The organism is Rhizobium sp. 01T437 (assembly GCF_056398505.1).
The window spans coordinates 156986-175408 of the sequence record NZ_JBFTPM010000009.1 but is presented as its reverse complement, the minus strand read 5'-3'; the positions used below and the strand labels follow the sequence as shown (position 1 = coordinate 175408).

Below are 18423 nucleotides of genomic sequence, written 5' to 3'. Positions count from 1 at the left end.
GCACGGAAAACGATAGTTTGCCGCACCAACAGTCACTTCATGTGATGGCTGTTTAGATGCGGTGATCGGCAGGCACGTGGCGCAAATTCCATTGGCTTTCAGAGAGCGAGAGGCTATGCCTGCAGTCTCCTTGCCCACAATCCGGATTATTGCCCATGTCCAATCCCGTCCTCGTCGAAGTCACCAGGGGCTCGCTTGTCGAAAGCCGCCACAGCGGTTCGGTTGCGGTCGTGGATGGCGATGGCCGTGTCGCCTTTTCGCTCGGCGATATCGCGGCAAATGTCTTCCCGCGCTCGGCCTGCAAGGCCATGCAGGCGTTGCCGCTGGTCGAAAGCGGTGCGGCGGATACCTACGGTTTCGGCAACAAGGAGTTGGCGCTCGCCTGTTCCTCGCACAATGGCGAGGATGAACATGTGGCGCTTGCCGCCTCCATGCTCTCGCGTGCCGGCCGTGACGTGGAGGCGCTGGAATGTGGCGCGCACTGGTCTTCGGACCAGAAGACGTTGATCCATCAGGCGCGCACGCTGGAGAAGCCGACCGCGCTTCACAACAATTGCTCCGGCAAACATTCCGGCTTCATCTGCGTCTGCTGCCATCAGGGCATCGATAGCAAGGGTTATGTCGGCTACGACCATCCGCTGCAGCAGCAGATCCGTGACGCCATGGAAAACCTGACGGGCGCCGCACTCGGTCATGACGTCTGCGGCACCGACGGCTGCTCCATTCCGACCTACGCCGTGCCGCTGAAGGCGCTCGCTCATGGCTTTGCGAAGATGGCGACCGGTAGTGGCCTCGGCCCCGAACGTGCGAAAGCTTCTCGCCGGCTCATCGAAGCCTGCATGGCCGAGCCCTTCTATGTGGCCGGCACCGGCCGTGCCTGCACCGAGCTGATGCAGATCGCCCCCGGACAGATCTTTTGCAAGACGGGCGCGGAAGGCGTCTTCTGTGCCGCCATCCCGGAACAGGGCATTGCGATCGCATTGAAGTGTGACGACGGCACCACCCGCGCTGCCGAAGCGATGGTTGCGGCGACACTTGCCCGCTACTTCGAGAAGGGCGGCAAGGAGCATGCCGCGCTGACCGCTCTGGCAAATAAATCGATGCGCAACTGGAACGGCATCCATGTCGGCGATATCAGCGTGACAGGCGCCTTTGCCTGATCGCTGCCCCGATCGCTGCATTGTTAGATATATAAGTTATAAAAAAATAAGAGTTGCCTAATATAAATGGAGGCGCGTCCGGCGATCGGTCATGTCTTTCGCCGTGACGGAGCGCGTGGATACGGTTCCTCCGAAGCTGCGAGGGCAGAACATGTTCGCAGGCCGCTATTTGTGGTGGATGCTGACTGGCATCACCCTCCTGATGTTCCTTACGATCTGCTTCGATTACTTCACCTGGCTTGCGGTGCAGCTCTCCAATTGTGTGGAGATGGCGGGCTCCTGCATGCCGGTGGTGCAATTCATGGCTGGTACGTTGAAAACTGCAGGCGTCTGGACTGCGATCGGCATTCTGTTTGGCGCTGCGGTGCTGCGGCTGAGCTACCTCTCGCTTCTGCGGCTTTGGGGGCTGCTGGTGGCCCTGTGGTTTATAGCCTCCACGCCCTTCCTGCTGTTCATCGCAACCGGCGAACGCCTGCAATGGGCCTCTATATCTGAAGCGCTTCCGCTTGCTTTCCTGTTTCTCGCCTCCCTGCTTGCCTATCTTGCCATTCCCTTCGAGGTCGATGACACGAGGCCCTTCGGCGCCTCCGCTATCCTTCGCGGGATTGTTTATGCCGCGGCCCTCTATGGCGCTCTCGCCGCCACCTCTGAAATGAATTGGCTCTCATCGATGGTGGCTAAGCTTCTAGGCATGCCGGCGCTCGCGGCCATCATTGCGAATGTCCAGCCACGCCTGCAGGAGGCGCTGACGCTTGGGCTCGGCAATGTCCTGCCCGGTATTTTCGTGCTTGTGGTTTTTATCGCCGCGCTGCTCCTCAGCCTGCTGCCGCCGGGCCTTGTTCCTCCGCTCCGCCGCAAGCGGGTCAAGCTGCGGCAATTGCGACATTGAGATCCGCGTAGGGCTGAAGCCGTTCCGCCGGCATTTCTGCGGGCACGATCAGTCCCGCCACTTCGCCTGCGGCAAGCACCGTGCAGGGTGAAACGAGATCGAATTTCTCCGCCGTCAGCAGCACGTGCGTCTCCGCCGAACACCGGGCGATATGCCGCTTGATCGCCGCCTCCTCGAAATCCCCGGTCGAAAATCCGTGCACCGGATGAACGGCCGTCACCCCGAGGAAGAAGATATCCGGCCGCAGAGCGGAGATCGTCGCCATCGCGACCGCGCCTGTCGCCACCATGGAATGCTTGTAGAGCCTGCCGCCGCAGAGGATCACCTCGGCCGTCGGGTGATGCTCCAGCTCGGCGGCGATCGTCGGGCTGTGGGTGGCGATCGTGAAGGCAATGTCGCGCGGCAGATGACGGGCAATTTCCGCCGTGGTCGTGCCGCCGTCGAGAAACACCATCTGGCCGGCCTTCACCATCTGCGCCGCCCTCGCGCCGAGCCGCGCCTTGACGTCAGAAGCGACGTCGCGGCGGGTCGTGAAGTCGGGCAGGTCAGGGGCAATGGGCAAGGCCCCGCCATGCACGCGCTTCAGCAGCCCTTCCGCGGCCATCTCCCGCAGATCGCGGCGGATCGTATCCTCCGAAAGTTCGAAATCCTCCGCCACACGCTTGGCGATGACCTGCCCGTCGCGGCGCAGGATGTCGAGGATGAGGGCCTTGCGTTGGCTGGTCAGCACGAATGCTCCTACACGATGATTTACGAAATATCGTGAATATGCACGAATTGACTCGACATTCAAGAAATATCGTGCATTTTCGCGAAATCCCGTGCATGAGGCCGGGAGTTGATGGAGTAGATCATGTTGATTTTGATTGCCGGGCCCTACAGGTCCGGAACGGGCGATGACCCGACAAAGATGGCTGCCAATCTCAAGCGCCTCGAGGCGCCGTCGCACGCGCTCTTCAAAGCTGGCCATGTGCCGATGATCGGCGAATGGGTGGCATTGCCGGTCTGGCATGCAGCCGGCGGCAAATCGGTGGGTGACGATCTCTACGAGGRGATCTTTCATCCTGTCGCCGGCCGCCTGCTGCAGCTTTGCGAAGGCGTGCTGCGCCTGCCGGGCGACTCCAAGGGGGCCGATAATGACGTGCGCATCGCCACCGAGCGTGGCATTCCCGTCTGGTACCGGCTGGAGGACGTTCCGGGTTGCGCTTGAGGCGCTGCCCGTTCTTTCCGGCGCAGAGAACGGAACACGCCGCGGTGTCTTTCGCTGGCCCTGAAACTCGCGCTATAAGGCTCCCCGAAAGGGGAGTCTCACCATGCTCACACTCTATTTCGCACCGGGAACCTGCGCGCTTGCAAGCCTGATTACCCTGGAGGAATCCGGCCTTTCCTTCGATACGACGAAGGTCAATACGCGGGAGAACGAGCAGCGCTCGGAAGCCTATCTGAAGATCAATCCGAAGGGCCGCGTTCCCGCACTCACCACCGATCGCGGCGTGCTGACAGAGTCGACGGCGATCCTCGCCTATATCGCCCAGGTGGCACCCGCCGCCAAGCTCGCCCCGCTGGACGACCCGTTCGAGTTTGCCCGGCTGCAGGCTTTCAACGGATATATCTCTTCCACCGTGCATGTGAACCATGCGCACCGCCCGCGCGGTTCCCGTTGGGCCGATGATCAAGCGGCGCTGGAATCCATGAAGGCCAAGGTGCCGCAGACCATGGGCGAAAGCTTCGAGCTGATCGAGGCAACCATGTTCAAGGGACCATGGGTGATGGGTGACAGCTATACGGTCGCTGATCCCTATCTCTTCGTCATGACCGGCTGGCTGCCATCCGATGGCGTCGATCCCGCGCGCTTCCCCAAGATCAGCGAGCATCACGCCCGCATGCTGGAGCGTCCTGCTGTTCAGCGTGCATTGGCACGCGAAAAAGCCTAAGCGCGGTAGGCGGATATCAGCTTCTTCGGCGCCCGGTAGGTCCAGGCGTCGATCAGCCGCTGCTTGAGTTCATCGTCGCCAACAGCTGCGATGCGGACCGGCAGATGCGGCCATCCGACATAATGGTTCGTCTGAAAGTAGATGTCGGGCGCCATCGTCAACAGGTGCTCCTTGTGGTCGATCGGGATCGAGATGACCACCGTTTCGTCGTCCTTGACCGCGACGAAACTTTTGCCCCCGACCTTCAGCGCCAGGTTGCCATAGGATGTACTTTCCTGGATGCCGGGCAAGCCGGCTTCCTTCGCCAGCCGCTTCAACCGAGCTAGAATGCCGTCCACGCTCTCCGTCATGTTATCCGCCCTGAGTGTTCCCCGGCGGAAAACCTATCATATATTCAGGCGCATTTCTCTAGTTGTCGTTGCAGAGGACGTTTTGGCGCCGTTACCGGCAGAGGCAGGTCCGCAAGCTCCCTCTGTGACATGGAGGCGATGTCGGGATGATCGAGAACATCTTCGTCCCTATCATACTCGCCCTGCGAAACCCCGGCGGCAGGGCTTGGTCGGCTTAAGAAAAACTTCAGCAGTGACATCTTGCTCTCGCTTTCTGAGGGCTCGGCTCGCTTTTGGCGCAAGGGATTTCAATTCTCCCCGGGCTTTGTTGCCTACTGCGCTATGAAGATCAGCGTCTTATGATGCCAATATCGGCGGCGAACGCTTGCTTTTCAATTGAGATTACCAGTTTCCTGCTGTAGGAAAACTATATGAGAAATCTCAACTCCGTGCATCTCAACGGCCTTCGCGCGCTGGAAGCCGTCGGCCGGCTTGGCTCGCTTCAGGCGGCGGCGGATGAACTTGGCGTTTCCGTCGGCGCCGTCAGCCAGCAGGTTATCAAGGCCGAAGCCCAGCTTGGTCGGCTGCTCTTCGAGCGCACGCCGAAGGGCATGCTGGTAACCGAAGCAGGCGCTCCCGTTCTTGCCGCCCTGAACGAAGGCTTCCTCCGTCTTGCGGAAGCCGTCTCGATGGCACAGCGCACGGACGAATGCATCCTCACCATTTCGGTAGCCCCCGTTCTCGCCGCCCGCTGGCTGGTCTGCCGGCTGGACCGTTTCATGGAGCGCCACCCGGAAATCAACCTGCGCCTCGACGCGACCACCAAGCTCGTCAATCTGGCCGCCTCCGATATCGATGTCGCCATCCGCGTCGGCAAGGGCCATTGGCCGGGCGTCAAGGTCGAGCATCTCCTGGATCAGCTGGTGTTTCCCGTCTGCTCTCCCGAGATGGCCGCGAAGCTGAAGAAGCCGGCCGACATCCTGAAGCTCCCGGCCGTCATCGATGCCCATGCCATGTTCACATGGGATGTCTGGATGCAGGCAGCGGGGCTTTCAGGCGCTCCGCCTGCCATACGCCACAGCTTCAACGATGCCTCGCTTTGCCTCGATGCGGCGATTGCCGGGCAGGGCGTGATGCTTGCCTGGCAGACGCTCGCGGGCTTTTCGTTGCAGGAAGGCCGGCTGGTCGCACCCTTCGGCATCCGCGCCAATACAGGCGACGGCTATTATTTCGTGAGTGCCGAAGGCGGCCGCGAGCCGAAGAAGGTACGCGACTTCAAGGCCTGGATCCGCGAGGAAATGGCTGAAACGGCCGCGATCTTCGGCTGATCCTCAAATCTCGATCGGCTCCAGTGAGCGCTTGCGCTGCATCTCCAGATAGGCCGGGCGTGACTGGCAACGCTTGATCCAGGCATCGATGTTCGGATGTGCCTCGAAGAGCGAGGCTTCGCTCTGGGCGTAACGCAGCACTTCCGCGATGTTGAGGTCGACGACCGTGAAGCGTCCGCCGACGATCCAGTCCTTGCCGTCAAGATGCTTTTCGAGAACCGAAAGCGGACGCTTCATGGTACGGCAGGCGACATCGATCACCGCGCGCCCCTCTTCGGTGTTTCCCTTGCCGTCATCATAGGTCGAGACGATCTTGCCGGTGTTGCCGTCGAGCTCGGAAATCGCCCAGATCGTCCACATCGTCATCAAACCGTCTTCTTCGACGGTATTGCCGCCGAGGTCGCCACCATACTTGCGTGCAAGGTAGAGGTTGATCGCCAGAGACTCGTTCAACACGAGATCGCCATCCTTTATGGCGGGGATCAGCGCCATCGGATTAAGCGCAAGGAAATCCGGCGAGAGCGTGTTAACAGGCGCATCCGGCGAGAGCGGGTTGGCAAGCCGCTTGGCCTGCAGCACCGGCACCGACTGGAATTCGATCCCCAGCTCCTCGGCCATCCAGTAAACGCGTGCGGCACGCGAGCGATAAACCCCGTAGATTGTCAGCATGGCATGTCCCCTTCCGTTTCGCGCCGACCCTAAAGCCAGCTCAGGCGTGAAGAAAGCACCTGCGGATGATATGTCGATGAAAGCTTTTGATAGCGCTCAGGAAATCCGGTTCCGGCCGACGGTCAGTTGTCCGTAGCGGGAGCTATCGTCCRCAAGTTCATCCGAGACCTGTTTCTCCCACTCGAAGCCTAGCACTGCGCCCCTGCCCATCTCCTGGAAGATGTTGTCGGTGATGACGGCTGAACCTGCACCTTCGGCAACCGAGACCGCGCAGCCGACTGGGGACTTGCGCACGACATTGCCGTTGACGACGACATTGCGCAGATAAGGACCCCATCCGATCTGCAGCCCCCAGCGCGGCGCATCCTCGATGACATTGCCTGACACCAGCGTATCGGCCTCCGCCGCAATGCCGATACCGAAGCCGACCTCGTGTTTGTAAGGCCCTTTGAGCGTCAAGTTGCGGATGATGTTGCCCGTCACACTTGCCAGCCTGCCGCCCTGGTCGAAATTGGCAATCGATATGCCGTTTGCCGCCCCGTCGATCACGTTGCCTGACACGACCGCGCCGACGAATTCGAACTCCACATAGATTGCCGTCTCGCCGGAGCGGCGGCACTGGTTATTGTTGATCAGGATGTTGGAGCCGGAATTGGCACGAACCGCGGTAAAGGCGCAGTCGGAGATCTGGTTATCAGTCACCGTCACGCCATCGGCGCGGAAGATATTGATGCCGTTGCCGTTTTCACCGGTGCCGCCGTCATTGGCACGGATATTGAAAACACGGTTCCCCGAAACAATCGTGCCATCCTCGGCCTTCTTCCAGCGATGCACCAGAATGCCGCCATTGCCGCAGTCCGAAACCGTATTGCCTGATATCGAAAGCCCCGCAGATTCCACCGCATAAATACCGGACTGCCCTGCGCCGGAGATCTTGCTGCGCTCGATCCGCCCGCCGCAGCGCTCGAGCTGCAGCGCGTGCTTGCGGCTGCCGACGATCTCACAATTGTCGAGCAGCACCTCACCGACACCGGTGAACTGGACGAGGGCGCCGGCATAGTCGGCGAGCCAGCGGTTCGATCCGTCGATCACGAGATTGGAAAGCTCGATACGGCCGACATTGTCAGCTGCAAAGAGGTGGCCTTCACCGGTATAGACGATCCGCGTCGCACCGGGCACGCCTGATATGCGCGTATTGTCCGGCAACGTCAGGTTGGAGATGCGATAGGTGCCAGGCGGCAGAAAGACCGGCACGTTCTCGCGCGCCGCTTTCTCGATCATCTGCTGCAGGTTGCGGTTTTTCTTGTCGCCGCTTCCGGGAATGGCGCGGTACTGCACCGCATCGATCGGGCCGCGCAGGTCGGGCTGCTCCGCACTGACGGGACCCGCAAAACTGCGCGGCGCAATCAGGGCCGCTGCAGAAGCGGCTGCTATGCCAAGTATATCCCGCCGGGAGACTTTGCTGAAATCCTTCTTCATAGCGGTGTCCACGCAGGATTCATGCCAGCAGAAATGCCTCTTTTCGACACATATCCGCAGAAAAAGAAGAACCATCGGTCGAGTAGCAAACGCAACCTCTCGAATATTGTCGTCTCGTTCACCTTTCCATTTAAACACCCCGAAGGAAATGCTCGCTATTTTAGAAAGCGGTTTCAATTATGACTATTGTGGGCAGGCCTGCGGTTACCGGGAGAGAACAGCGTCATGAATGGAATGGGTGTCCGACGTTGGGAATCTGGTGATAACTTCAGTGCCGAGACACAACGTATCGTAGCTGCCACGGAGGCAATGATGGCGGCGACTGCCCATCATCTTTCCGAAGGCATTGAGAACCTCCGCCTCAAGGCGATCGTCCACGAGCTTCCCGATTTTCTTTACGTCAAGGACCGCGACGGCCGCTTCGTCTTCGCCAATGCTGTCATGGCACGCAGCCACGGGCTGGAGAACGCTGCCGAGGTCGCCGGCAAGCGTGACTTCGACCTGTTCGATTTTGAGACGGCACGCCGGTATTTCGATGTCGAGCAGGAGATCATGTCGAGCGGCGAGCCCCGCATCGACATGGAAGAACTCGTGCCGCAGCCGGATGGCGGCATCATGTGCCGCCTGACCTCCAAGATACCGCTGCGCAACGATCGCGGCGAGGTTGTCGGCCTCATCGGTGTGTCCCGCGATATTACCGAGCGCAAGCGGCAGGAGGAGCTCTATCGCGGCCAGGCGAACCTGCTGGAAATGATCGCCCGCAATGAACCTCTGCCGATGATCCTGGAGGCGCTGGTGCTGATGATCGAGCGCCAGATGACCGGCATTTCCGGCTCCGTGCTGCTGCTCGACAGCGAGGGCACGCGGCTTTACCACGGCGCGGCTCCCAATTTGCCCGGCGCCTACAGCCGCATGATCGACGGTGTTGCCATCGGCCCGAAGGTGGGCTCCTGTGGCACGGCAGCCTGGCGTAGCGAAACCATCATCGTCGAGGACGTCATGGCCGATCCGCTCTGGGAGGATTTCCGGGCGATGGTCAGCCAGTTCGGCTTCCGCTCCTGCTGGTCCACGCCGATCTGCACCTCGCAGAAGAATGTGCTCGGCACCTTCGCGCTTTATTCGAAAGAGACGCGACGCCCGACTGAACACGAGATGAAGCTGGTGGCGCTCGCCACCCATATCGCCGGCATCGCCATCGAGCGTAAGCGCGTCGACGACCGCATCCATTTCATGGCCCATCACGACGATCTTACGGGCCTGCCGAACCGCGCCTTCCTGAAAGAGCGCATGGCGAAGATCCTCGATCAGGCCCGGCGCAACAACCGCAAGGTCACGGTCGCCTATATCGATCTCGATAATTTCAAGGAGATCAACGATACGAGCGGCCACGCCGCCGGCGACGAGGTGCTCAAGGAGACCGCTGCCCGCATGGCGAACTGCGTGCGCGCCTCTGATATGGTCGTGAGGCTCGGCGGCGATGAATTCCTCGTCGTGCTCGTCCACCAGTCCGGCCACGATGCCGGCATCATGCGGCGCCTGCGTGACCTGCAGAAGGCAATTTCCAAGCCAGTGCGTTTCGAGGTCAGCGAGATCGCCGTCACCTCGAGCATCGGCATTGCAGCCTTCCCGTGGGATGGTGCGACGCCTGAAGAGTTGCTCGCCAATGCCGACCGCGCCATGTACCGTGCCAAGCAGCTCGGCCGGAACACGCTGCAATATCACGACGGCGTCGTCAGCAGTTCCGTCGACCTGCCGCTCAGCGAACAGGAGGAGCTGCGCCAGGCGATCATCGCCAATCAGCTTTTCCTGCTCTACCAGCCGCAGGTGGATGTGGCCACCGGTCGCATCACCGGCCTCGAAGCCCTGGTGCGCTGGAACCATCCGATGAAGGGCGTGATACCGCCCGTCAATTTCATTCCGCTTGCGGAAGAAACCGGTCTCATCGTGCCACTCGGCCTCTGGGTGCTGAACGAGGCCTGTCGCCAAGCTCGTGCCTGGCAGGACATGGGCCTGACGCCACTGACCATTGCCGTCAATGTCTCGCCCAAGCAGTTTGCCGATCCGGATTTCGCCTCCCACGTCGCCGAAGCGATCGGTAGCCATAGGCTCGATGCGCGCTGGCTGGAGCTGGAAGTGACCGAAAGCGTCATCATGCATGATGCCGCCCGTGCGCTCGCCATCATGCTGTCGCTGCGTGCGCTCGGCGTGCGCCTGTCGATCGATGATTTCGGCTCCGGCTATTCCTCGCTTGCAGCGCTGAAAACCTTTCCTTTCGACCGGTTGAAGATGGACCGCTCATTGGTCGAGGCATTGCCTGCCGATAAGACCGCCGTCGCCATTGCGTCCGCCGTCATTTCGCTCGCCCAGACTTTGAAGCTCTCGGTGCTCGCCGAAGGGGTGGAAACCGATGCGCAACTGGAATTCCTGCGCCATGCCAGATGCGAGGAGGCGCAGGGCTATCGCTTCTCGAGGCCTGTCGCGCCGGAAGAGATCGTCGTCATGCTGCTGGCGCGAGGCGCCTGATCACTTCGCCAGGTCGGCGATCGTCTCGATCTCGTTCGTCCATATGCCGCCGGAATAATTGGCGGGCAGTTGCGCGAAGCGTTCGGCATTGTCGATACCGGTTGAGAAGCCGCCGCCGTGATAGGGGCCGATGACGAAGACCTGCGTATTTGCGTCCTGCATGCGGTTGAGGAACCTGTCCGGCCAGCCCCACAGCCATGGCGCATAATTGATCGGAACCAGCATCATCACATTCTTGCAATCATCAGGCAGAATGCCCGTCCAACCGTAGCCGATATAGCCGGTTAGGCAGCCCATCAGGCTGGCGCGTGAAGCCGTGCGGATATCGGGCGCCAGCTGCCGGATCCGGTCGATCGGCTCATCGCCGCCATAGACGATGATCTTCGCGCGCCGTTCAGCCGGCAGGCCGTTCAGCACGACCGCGAGCTTTTCGCCTTCCGAGGGGTCGCGGCTTTTGACGTTGATGAGCAGATGTTTGTCCGGGAAGGTGGAAAACACCTCATCCAGGGTCGGCATCTGACCGATGCCTTTGCCGCGGAATGGGAAACTCTTGCCACCGTCGGCGGTATAGCCGTAGCCGATGTCGAGTGTCTTCATCTCGGCCATCGAATGTTGGCGCGTGACGCCATGTCCATCCGTGCGGCAATCGAGCGTCCAGTCGTGGAAGACGGCGAATTGCCCGTCGGTTGTCGGATGCACGTCGACCTCCACCACATCGGCACCTGCATCGAATCCCGCACGCATGGAGCGGATCGTATTCTCCAGAAAATCATGCTTCGGTGGCAGCATGCGCGTGGCCGTGCAGGTATCGTTCTTCAGATCCGTCTCGTCGAAACGCTGGGCGATGCCGCGATGCGCCAGAAGCAGAGGCTTGCCCTCGCGATGTTCGGCTAAAAAGCTGGTATTATTGAGATAAACTGCGGCGGCAAAGGCGAGAACCGCCACGCCTGCATATGTGAGCTTCCGTCCCATCATCCCCTCCGGTCATGCCTCGGCAAATGGCTAGAAAGCGATTCTGGTGGTTCTTTGGCTCATTTGGGGCTTTTGTGCGTTAAGGCTCGCCTTCACGTTGCAGAAACCCTATGTTGACCCCGCAAAACAGGGAGGTAGCGATGGCGGCGATTGCACTTTTTCATTCGGTCTATGGATTTCGGTCTCTTGAACGAAGTGCCGCGGAACTTCTGCGCGCAGCGGGCCATCAGGTCGTAACGCCCGATCTCTACGGAGGCAGGGTAGGGCAGACGCTTGAGGAAGGGTTCTCCATTCGCAAGGAGATTGGCTGGGCCGAACTTTGCAGGCGCGCCGAAAAGGCGGTCGCCGACTTGCCGGCATCCGCCGTCCTCGGCGGCTTCTCCATGGGCGCGGGCATCGCCGCAAGCCTCTGGCCGGGCCGACCGCAAGCAGCCGGCATTCTCTTGCTGCACGGTATTGCAGACATTCCGGCCAATGCGCGCGAAGGCATTCCCCTTCAGGTCCATCTGGCAGAGCCCGACGAGTTCGCGCCAGCGGACGAGATGTCGGCATGGCGTGCGCATGCTGCGAGAGCCAATATCAGCCCGGAGGTCTTCCTCTATCCCGGCGTCGGTCATCTCTATACCGATCCGTCGCTGCCTGACTACGATGCAAAGGCGGCGGAGGCCACCTGGAGCCGCGTCGACGCTTTCCTCGCCGCGCTCTGAACCGGTCAGGGACCGTTCACCAGCTTCAGGATGAGCTGCTGGATGTTGCCGCCCTCGCTCATTTCCACGCGGTCGAAATCCCGGCCGCGTTGGCGCTGCTTGTTGGAGAGCTCCCCGAGCCGTACCGTCAGTTCAGGCCTGATCTTCTTGCAGCCGGGGTCATCGGCCACGGAGAAGCCATTGCTCAGCGTCTCGATCTCCTTGACCATCTCGATGATCGTCTCGCCATGCCAGCGCTCATGAATGCGCACGCCGGCGATGAAGCTATCCCAGCTTGCCTTGGTAGCCGTCGGCAGGTCATTCGGCGCTTTCGGCAGCGTGTAGATGATGGTGAGCTTCGGCTTTGCGAAAGTCAGCGTGCAGGCACTGCCCCGCTGTTCATATTTGCGCGTCCAGGTCAGCTTGAAAGTCGTATGCGCGATCACCCGACCCGGCCCAGCCTGCGGCCCGCGTTCGCCGATGGACCGGTAAAGTTCCATGCCGGTGCGGCCGGTAATTGCGTAAGCCTTCACTTCCTCGCTTGGCTGCCAGCCGGTTGCCGAGGCCGCGGCAGGCAGCATCAGCCCCAGCGCCGCCAATGCATATCCGAAAATAGTCCTCATACGCCTCTCATTTGCTTCCTTGCTGCAGCGCGGGCGAAGCTAACGAGGCTTGTGGGCGGATGCAATGGACGGAGGCTCGCATAGCCCGCCTTCACTGCTGAATTTGGCGCTGTGTATCCCTCTGGCGCAAAACACATTTCCCACTATCTTTGCTGTCATGAGACCAGACGCGCTGCTCTATCCCGCCCCCGAGGGGCTCTATTGCCCGGAAGGCGGCTTCTATGTCGATCCGGTGCGGCCGGTGGAGCGGGCGCTGATTACCCACGGCCATTCAGATCACGCGCGCCCAGGCCATGTGAATGTGCTCGCCACCCGCCAGACGCTCGACATCATGCGCATCCGTTACGGCGACGGCTTCTCAGCCAGCGAACAGCCGGTCGCTTTCGGGGAGGAACTCGTCGTCAACGGCGTGAAGGTGAGCTTCCATCCAGCCGGCCATGTGCTCGGTTCGGCTCAGATCGCCATCGAGAAGAATGGCACACGCATCGTCGTATCGGGCGATTACAAGCGCCGCCCCGACCCGACCTGCGAAGCCTATGTGCCGGTGCCCTGCGATGTCTTCATCACCGAGGCGACCTTCGGCCTGCCGGTCTTCCACCATCCCGATCCGATCGACGAGACCGGCAAGCTTCTCGCCTCGCTGCGCCAGTTCCCCGAACGCACGCACCTGGTCGGCGCCTATGCACTCGGCAAGGCGCAGCGCGTCATCCGCCTGTTGCGCGATACAGGTTATGGCGAGCCGATCTATATCCACGGCGCCATGGAACGGCTCTGCGATTATTATATCAGCCAGGGCATCGATCTTGGCGAACTGTTGCCGGCCACCATCGAAAGCCGCGACAAGTCCATCTTCAAGGGCGCCGTCGTCATCGGCCCGTCCTCTGCCTTCGCCGACCGCTGGGCCCGCCGCTTCAACGATCCGCTGCCGTCCTTCGCCTCCGGCTGGATGATGGTGCGCCAGCGCGCCAAGCAGCTCGGCGTTGAACTGCCGCTCGTCATTTCCGATCATTGCGACTGGCCGGAACTGACCGAGACGATCACCGAGCTCGCCCCGCAGGAGGTCTGGGTTACCCACGGCCGCGAGGAGGCGCTGGTGCGCTGGTGCGAGCTGCAGGGCATCAAGGCCAAGCCGCTGCATCTGGTGGGCTATGAGGATGAGGGGGATTGAAGCATGAAAGCCTTCGCCGACCTCCTGGACCGCCTGGTTCTCACCCCCAGCCGCAACGGCAAACTGAAGCTCCTGACCGACTATTTCCGCGACACACCGGACCCGGACCGCGGCTATGGCCTTGCCGCCATTGCCGGCACGCTGGAGGTACGCAACGTCAAGCCCGCCATGCTGCGCGAGCTGGTGCTGGAGCGCATGGACGACGTACTCTTCCGTTACTCCTACGACTATGTCGGTGACCTCGCCGAAACCATCTCGCTCGTCTGGGACAATGAGCGCGATATCGACCGCTCCGCACTCGCCCAGCCGCGTCTCGGCGAAGTCGTCGTCAGGATGAATTCGCTTGGCCGCACCGAGGTGCGCAGCTTCGTGCGCGACCTGCTCGACCGCTTAGATTCTTCCGGCCGTTTCGCCTTCATCAAGCTTGCGACCGGGGCGCTGCGTATCGGCGTGTCTGCGCGCCTTGCCAAGCAGGCGCTCGCCGATCTCGGCGGCAAGGACGTCACCGAGATCGAGACCCTGTGGCACGGCCTGCAGCCGCCTTATGAATCGCTCTTCAAATGGCTGGAGGGCGGCGAGGAAAAGCCGGTGCTTGCAACGCCTGCCATCTTCCATTCCGTCATGCTTGCCAATCCGGTGGAGGAGGGTGATCTTGATAGTCTCGACCCCGCCGATTATGCCGCCGAATGGAAATGGGACGGCATCCGCGTGCAGCTGTCCCGCTCCGGCGAGACGCGCAGGATCTATTCCCGTTCGGGCGATGATATCTCCGGCGCCTTTCCTGATATTCTGGATTCCATCAGCTTTTCCGGTGTCATCGATGGCGAGCTTCTGGTCGGCGGCACGGCGCGTTCGAATAATCCGACCCGCACCTTCTCCGACCTGCAGCAGCGTCTGAACCGCAAGACGGTGACGGCAAGGATGCTGGAGGAATATCCGGCTTTCATCCGCGCTTACGACATGCTTTTCGACGGCGAGCGGGACGTGCGCGGCAAGAACTATGTCGAGCGTCGCGATCGGCTCTCGGAAATCATCGACCGCGCTCCGCATGACCGCTTCGACCTTTCGCCTCTGGTGCCTTTCTCCACCTGGGAGCAGCTAGACGATCTGCGCGCCGCCCCGCCTGATGCCGTTATCGAAGGCGTGATGATCAAGCGCCGCGACAGCATCTATCAGGCCGGCCGCATGAAGGGGCCGTGGTTCAAGTGGAAGCGCAATCCCTACAATGTCGATGCGGTGCTGATGTATGCCCAGCGCGGCCACGGCAAGCGCTCCAGCTATTATTCGGATTTCACCTTCGGCGTCTGGGCGGATGACGAGGATGGCGAACAGCTCGTCCCCGTCGGCAAGGCCTATTTCGGCTTCACCGATGCCGAGCTCGAAGTGCTGGACAAGTTCGTGCGTAACAACACGACCGAGCGTTTCGGTCCGGTCAGGGCAGTGCGGGCGGATAAGGAGTTCGGCTTCGTGGTGGAGGTCGCCTTCGAGGGAATCAATCGCTCCACTCGCCACAAGTCGGGCGTCGCCATGCGCTTCCCTCGCATTGCGAGATTGCGCCCCGACAAGCCCTCCTACGAGGCCGATCGGCTGCGGACGCTCATTGCTATGATCGACGCCAAAGCGGGTTGACGATATCTGCCTGCGCAAAAATGACGCAGGCCCCCCGTTTTCAACAGCATGTGTATTGGCGGCAACGCTCTTCCGGTGCAGATTTTTTGAGCCGGGGAAATGATGGGTGCCGCGTATGAGCTCGCAAGAACGAAATGCCTTTTTCCGTCAACGCCGCGGCCTGCTTGCAGGCATGGCAGGCTCTCTTATGCTGCCTCGCCTTGCGAATGCCTTCGATGTTCCCGATGTTCCGAGGCTCGCCAAGCATGACTATGCCGGTGTCCGCCATCACTTCCGCACCAAGCTGCTGCAGAAGGGGCCGGCGCCGGACAATTACGAGCCGCTGACAGCACCCGCCGATGCCGACCGGATCTTCTACCGCTCCGGCTATGGCGGCGAGCTGGAACTGACGGCCTGGGTGTCCAAATTCAAGCGCGAGAGCAAGCCAAAGCCCGGCATCCTCTTCCTTCACGGCGGCAATGCCATGGGCATGGGCCACTGGCAGCTCATGAAGCCCTACATCGATGCCGGTTATGTGGTCATGATGCCGTCCATGCGCGGCGAAAACGGCCAGATGGGCAATTTCTCAGGCTTCTATGACGAGGTGGACGACGTGCTCGCCGCGACCGAGCGCCTGCGCCATCTGCCGGGCGTCGATCCCGAGCGCCTCTTCATCGCCGGCCACAGCGTCGGCGGCACGCTGACCATGCTGACGGCGATGAGTACGCATCATTTTCGGGCGGCCGTGCCGATTTCAGGTAATGCAGATGCCTTCCGTTTCTTCAACCGCTATCCTGAAGACATCCGCTTCGACGATTCCAACACGCATGAATTCGAGGTGCGCACGGCGCTTTGCTACGCGCACAGCTTCAAATGCCCGGTGCGCGTACTGCACGGCACGGAAGAGTCTCACTTCAACGACCGCGCCGATCTGCTCGTCTCGCGCGCCCGTGCGGCAGGCACGCATATTGAAGCAGATACGGTCGCCGGCAACCATACCTCGGCGCTGCCGGCCGAGATCGAACAGAGCATCCAGTTCTTCCACGGTGTGGCGGCCTGATGGCTGCCGGATGCGGGTCCGGCAAGGACCTGCATCATCAGTCTTTTTCAGCCGATTTCAGCTTCGGCCACCAGCCTCGCGCCAGCCGCGAATGCCATCTTGCGAGCAGATAATGCTGTCTCTGTTGTCGCTGATGAGGGTGGTTTCATGAATTTTCTGCGCCGGGCTTTCCCGTTTGCCGGGCTCGCGGCTGCCGCAATGACGCTCAGCGGCTGCAACATTCTCGTGCCCGATGTCGCAGCCGATTCGCCTGCGCGCTTCGTGCAGGAAATCTCGCCGGTCTTCTACGAGCCACCCGGCGTCGATCCGCGCCGCGTCAAGCCGATCCCAGATCAGCCGGTGCCGCAGACGCGCGAACTCTACAAGACGCAGTTCCACCAGACTTACGGTCTGCCGGTCAGCAACCCGCTGAACCTCGACATGGGCATGTATGGCCAGTTGAAGGACGGCGATTTCACGTTACCGGCTATCCCCGCCACTCGCATCCATCCGGAATATCTGCGCCAGGAGGTCGATTACCAGACCAACGAGCGCCCGGGCACGATCGTCGTCGATACCAAGGACCGCTTCCTCTATTTCGTCGAGGGCAATGGCAGGGCGATGCGCTACGGTGTTGGCCTCGGCCGCGAGGGTTTCGCCTGGAAGGGCCGCGGCGTCATCCAGTGGAAGCAGAAGTGGCCGCGCTGGACGCCGCCGGTCGAAATGGTCTCCCGCCAGCCGGAAGTTCGTCCCTTCTCTGCGGAAAATGGCGGCATGAATCCGGGCCTCGCAAATCCCCTCGGCGCCCGCGCCATGTATATTTTCAAGGACGGCCAGGACACGCTCTATCGTATTCACGGCACGCCTGATTGGCAGTCGATCGGCAAGGCGGTTTCCTCCGGCTGCGTGCGTATGCTCAATCAGGATGTGGTCGACCTCTACGACCGCGTGCCGGCCAAGTCCGAGATCGTGGTGATGTAGGGCTGCAACAGGGCAGGCGAGATCGTCTGCCTGGAGTTGGACACGTCTGCGTGATGCTATGGTTTATTTAGTATAAGCCGATAGATTTTTTCCTTGTCGATTTCGGCATTGGACGAATCAGGGGTGAGCTGCATTTATGGCAAGCCCCGTATCACGAAGGAAATCAGTCCCGCGTCATGAGCCTCGATAAACCCCTCTCCCGTCGTAGCTTTCTTTCCTTTTCGGCTTTGACAGCGGCTTCCGCGCTGGCAGGCTGTGCCTCCACTTCGAATACGGTCGAAAATGGCGGCATGTCGATCAGCTACCGTTCGCCCTTCCGCGCGTTCCAGACGACGAGCGTGCCCGGCGAAGCAGAACTTGCCGTCATGTACGGCCCAATCGAAGACGGCGGTTTCCTCATCCCCGCCGTTCCCTATCAGCAGATCGATCCGCGCTACTATCGCCAGCAGGTCGTGGATCCGACGGGTCAGCCGCCCGGCACCATCGTCGTCGATACGCCCTCGCGCTTCCTCTATCTCGTCCAGCCCGGCGGCATGGCGATGCGCTACGGCGTCGGCATCGGCCGCGAAGGCTTCGCCTGGTCGGGTAACGGCGTGATCCAGTGGAAGCAGAAATGGCCGCGCTGGAAGCCGCCGAATGAGATGGTTGCCCGCCAGCCGGAGCTTGCGAAATATTCGATCGACCGCGGCGGTATGGAGCCAGGCCTCCTGAACCCGCTCGGTGCGCGCGCCCTCTACATCTTCTCGAACAACGAAGATACGCTCTACCGCCTGCACGGCAATCCGGAATGGCGCTCCATCGGCAAGGCGGTCTCGTCGGGCTGCGTGCGCCTGCTCAATCAGGATATCATTGACCTCTACGATCGCGTTCCCAACAAAACCCCGATCGTTGTTTGGCAGTGAGGAGAGGTGCCGCGCAGCGGCAACAATCGATCCAGTGAATCGATTGTAACGACGAACGCCCGAAGCGTAAGCGCAGGGCTGGAGTGGTGCCTAGCCCAAAACAAAAACCGCCCGATCGGGCGGTTTTCCTTTT

Annotated in this window: 18 protein-coding genes; 12 read left to right on the top strand and 6 right to left on the bottom strand. The window is 61.1% G+C overall.

Features of this window, described 5'->3' with window-relative positions; all coding sequences use genetic code 11:
- Window positions 1-155 precede the first annotated feature (155 nt).
- Both AC1DM5_RS20350 and AC1DM5_RS20345 read left to right on the top strand, forming a co-directional pair.
- Entirely contained in the window at window positions 156-1160 is a 1005-nt protein-coding gene (locus AC1DM5_RS20350; RefSeq protein ID WP_477822136.1) for an asparaginase, read from the top strand.
- Between the two features lie 91 nt (window positions 1161-1251).
- Window positions 1252-2049 carry a hypothetical protein gene (locus AC1DM5_RS20345; RefSeq protein ID WP_477822135.1) on the top strand — a complete coding sequence of 266 codons (798 nt, stop codon included), beginning with the start codon at window positions 1252-1254 and terminating at the stop codon, window positions 2047-2049.
- Here the strand turns inward: AC1DM5_RS20345 and AC1DM5_RS20340 are convergent.
- Window positions 2024-2779 carry a DeoR/GlpR family DNA-binding transcription regulator gene (locus tag AC1DM5_RS20340; protein WP_477975496.1) on the bottom strand — a complete coding sequence of 252 codons (756 nt, stop codon included), beginning with the start codon at window positions 2777-2779 and terminating at the stop codon, window positions 2024-2026. The two genes, AC1DM5_RS20345 and AC1DM5_RS20340, sit on opposite strands and share 26 nt — an antisense overlap.
- A gap of 123 nt (window positions 2780-2902) precedes the next feature.
- Between AC1DM5_RS20340 and AC1DM5_RS20335 the strand changes: the two genes are divergently transcribed.
- Window positions 2903-3259, top strand: a complete 357-nt coding sequence (locus AC1DM5_RS20335; protein ID WP_477975494.1) for a DUF4406 domain-containing protein — start codon at window positions 2903-2905, stop codon at window positions 3257-3259.
- Between the two features lie 103 nt (window positions 3260-3362).
- Complete coding sequence (locus AC1DM5_RS20330) at window positions 3363-3983, top strand: glutathione S-transferase family protein (protein WP_477822132.1); 621 nt, start codon at window positions 3363-3365, stop codon at window positions 3981-3983.
- Here AC1DM5_RS20330 and AC1DM5_RS20325 read toward each other — a convergent pair.
- Window positions 3980-4333: an MmcQ/YjbR family DNA-binding protein gene (locus AC1DM5_RS20325; RefSeq protein ID WP_007818838.1), complete on the bottom strand. Its 354-nt coding sequence runs from the start codon at window positions 4331-4333 to the stop codon at window positions 3980-3982. The genes AC1DM5_RS20330 and AC1DM5_RS20325 overlap by 4 nt on opposite strands.
- Before the next feature lie 410 nt (window positions 4334-4743).
- On the opposite strand from AC1DM5_RS20325, the gene AC1DM5_RS20320 reads away from it, so the two are divergent.
- Window positions 4744-5640, top strand: a complete 897-nt coding sequence (locus AC1DM5_RS20320) for a LysR substrate-binding domain-containing protein (RefSeq protein ID WP_477822131.1) — start codon at window positions 4744-4746, stop codon at window positions 5638-5640.
- A gap of 3 nt (window positions 5641-5643) precedes the next feature.
- On the opposite strand, the gene AC1DM5_RS20315 is transcribed toward AC1DM5_RS20320, so the two are convergent.
- Both AC1DM5_RS20315 and AC1DM5_RS20310 read right to left on the bottom strand, forming a co-directional pair.
- Complete coding sequence (locus AC1DM5_RS20315) at window positions 5644-6309, bottom strand: glutathione S-transferase family protein (protein ID WP_477822130.1); 666 nt, start codon at window positions 6307-6309, stop codon at window positions 5644-5646.
- 96 nt (window positions 6310-6405) lie between these two features.
- Entirely contained in the window at window positions 6406-7788 is a 1383-nt protein-coding gene (locus AC1DM5_RS20310) for a TIGR03808 family TAT-translocated repetitive protein (RefSeq protein WP_477975492.1), read from the bottom strand.
- A gap of 225 nt (window positions 7789-8013) precedes the next feature.
- Between AC1DM5_RS20310 and AC1DM5_RS20305 the strand changes: the two genes are divergently transcribed.
- Window positions 8014-10311 carry a putative bifunctional diguanylate cyclase/phosphodiesterase gene (locus AC1DM5_RS20305; RefSeq protein ID WP_477822128.1) on the top strand — a complete coding sequence of 766 codons (2298 nt, stop codon included), beginning with the start codon at window positions 8014-8016 and terminating at the stop codon, window positions 10309-10311.
- Here the strand turns inward: AC1DM5_RS20305 and AC1DM5_RS20300 are convergent, their stop codons facing one another.
- Entirely contained in the window at window positions 10312-11283 is a 972-nt protein-coding gene (locus AC1DM5_RS20300) for a glycerophosphodiester phosphodiesterase family protein (RefSeq protein WP_477822127.1), read from the bottom strand.
- Window positions 11284-11393: 110 nt separating this feature from the next.
- Here AC1DM5_RS20300 and AC1DM5_RS20295 point away from each other — a divergent pair, with 110 nt between their 5' ends.
- Window positions 11394-11990, top strand: coding sequence for a dienelactone hydrolase family protein (locus tag AC1DM5_RS20295; protein ID WP_477822126.1), 597 nt, complete (start codon window positions 11394-11396; stop codon window positions 11988-11990).
- Window positions 11991-11995: 5 nt separating this feature from the next.
- Here the strand turns inward: AC1DM5_RS20295 and AC1DM5_RS20290 are convergent, their stop codons facing one another.
- Complete coding sequence (locus tag AC1DM5_RS20290; RefSeq protein ID WP_477822125.1) at window positions 11996-12592, bottom strand: DUF922 domain-containing Zn-dependent protease; 597 nt, start codon at window positions 12590-12592, stop codon at window positions 11996-11998.
- Window positions 12593-12749: 157 nt separating this feature from the next.
- Between AC1DM5_RS20290 and AC1DM5_RS20285 the strand changes: the two genes are divergently transcribed.
- The 5 genes from AC1DM5_RS20285 (at window position 12750) to AC1DM5_RS20265 (ending at window position 18290) form a co-directional block, all read left to right on the top strand.
- Window positions 12750-13760, top strand: coding sequence for a ligase-associated DNA damage response exonuclease (locus AC1DM5_RS20285; RefSeq protein ID WP_477822124.1), 1011 nt, complete (start codon window positions 12750-12752; stop codon window positions 13758-13760).
- A gap of 3 nt (window positions 13761-13763) precedes the next feature.
- A complete protein-coding gene (locus AC1DM5_RS20280) occupies window positions 13764-15389 on the top strand; it encodes a cisplatin damage response ATP-dependent DNA ligase (RefSeq protein WP_477822123.1) in 1626 nt (541 codons plus the stop codon).
- A 115-nt stretch (window positions 15390-15504) separates the two neighbouring features.
- Window positions 15505-16428: an alpha/beta hydrolase family protein gene (locus AC1DM5_RS20275; protein WP_477822122.1), complete on the top strand. Its 924-nt coding sequence runs from the start codon at window positions 15505-15507 to the stop codon at window positions 16426-16428.
- A gap of 147 nt (window positions 16429-16575) precedes the next feature.
- On the top strand, window positions 16576-17388 hold the full coding sequence (locus AC1DM5_RS20270; RefSeq protein WP_477822121.1) for a L,D-transpeptidase: 813 nt from the start codon (window positions 16576-16578) through the stop codon (window positions 17386-17388).
- A gap of 176 nt (window positions 17389-17564) precedes the next feature.
- On the top strand, window positions 17565-18290 hold the full coding sequence (locus AC1DM5_RS20265) for a L,D-transpeptidase (RefSeq protein ID WP_113323165.1): 726 nt from the start codon (window positions 17565-17567) through the stop codon (window positions 18288-18290).
- Window positions 18291-18423: the final 133 nt, after the last annotated feature.

What these genes read in the sequence shown, in the direction of transcription:
- AC1DM5_RS20265 (WP_113323165.1), top strand. Translation starts at nt 17,565, where the DNA reads ATGAGCCTCGATAAACCCCTCTCCCGTCGTAGCTTTCTTTCCTTTTCG.
- AC1DM5_RS20345 (WP_477822135.1), top strand. Translation starts at nt 1,252, where the DNA reads ATGTCTTTCGCCGTGACGGAGCGCGTGGATACGGTTCCTCCGAAGCTG.
- AC1DM5_RS20305 (WP_477822128.1), top strand. Translation starts at nt 8,014, where the DNA reads ATGAATGGAATGGGTGTCCGACGTTGGGAATCTGGTGATAACTTCAGT.
- AC1DM5_RS20275 (WP_477822122.1), top strand. Translation starts at nt 15,505, where the DNA reads ATGAGCTCGCAAGAACGAAATGCCTTTTTCCGTCAACGCCGCGGCCTG.
- AC1DM5_RS20295 (WP_477822126.1), top strand. Translation starts at nt 11,394, where the DNA reads ATGTTGACCCCGCAAAACAGGGAGGTAGCGATGGCGGCGATTGCACTT.
- AC1DM5_RS20350 (WP_477822136.1), top strand. Translation starts at nt 156, where the DNA reads ATGTCCAATCCCGTCCTCGTCGAAGTCACCAGGGGCTCGCTTGTCGAA.
- AC1DM5_RS20320 (WP_477822131.1), top strand. Translation starts at nt 4,744, where the DNA reads ATGAGAAATCTCAACTCCGTGCATCTCAACGGCCTTCGCGCGCTGGAA.
- AC1DM5_RS20315 (WP_477822130.1), bottom strand. Translation starts at nt 6,309, where the DNA reads ATGCTGACAATCTACGGGGTTTATCGCTCGCGTGCCGCACGCGTTTAC.
- AC1DM5_RS20285 (WP_477822124.1), top strand. Translation starts at nt 12,750, where the DNA reads ATGAGACCAGACGCGCTGCTCTATCCCGCCCCCGAGGGGCTCTATTGC.
- AC1DM5_RS20280 (WP_477822123.1), top strand. Translation starts at nt 13,764, where the DNA reads ATGAAAGCCTTCGCCGACCTCCTGGACCGCCTGGTTCTCACCCCCAGC.
- AC1DM5_RS20270 (WP_477822121.1), top strand. Translation starts at nt 16,576, where the DNA reads ATGAATTTTCTGCGCCGGGCTTTCCCGTTTGCCGGGCTCGCGGCTGCC.
- AC1DM5_RS20330 (WP_477822132.1), top strand. Translation starts at nt 3,363, where the DNA reads ATGCTCACACTCTATTTCGCACCGGGAACCTGCGCGCTTGCAAGCCTG.
- AC1DM5_RS20290 (WP_477822125.1), bottom strand. Translation starts at nt 12,592, where the DNA reads ATGAGGACTATTTTCGGATATGCATTGGCGGCGCTGGGGCTGATGCTG.
- AC1DM5_RS20325 (WP_007818838.1), bottom strand. Translation starts at nt 4,333, where the DNA reads ATGACGGAGAGCGTGGACGGCATTCTAGCTCGGTTGAAGCGGCTGGCG.
- AC1DM5_RS20300 (WP_477822127.1), bottom strand. Translation starts at nt 11,283, where the DNA reads ATGGGACGGAAGCTCACATATGCAGGCGTGGCGGTTCTCGCCTTTGCC.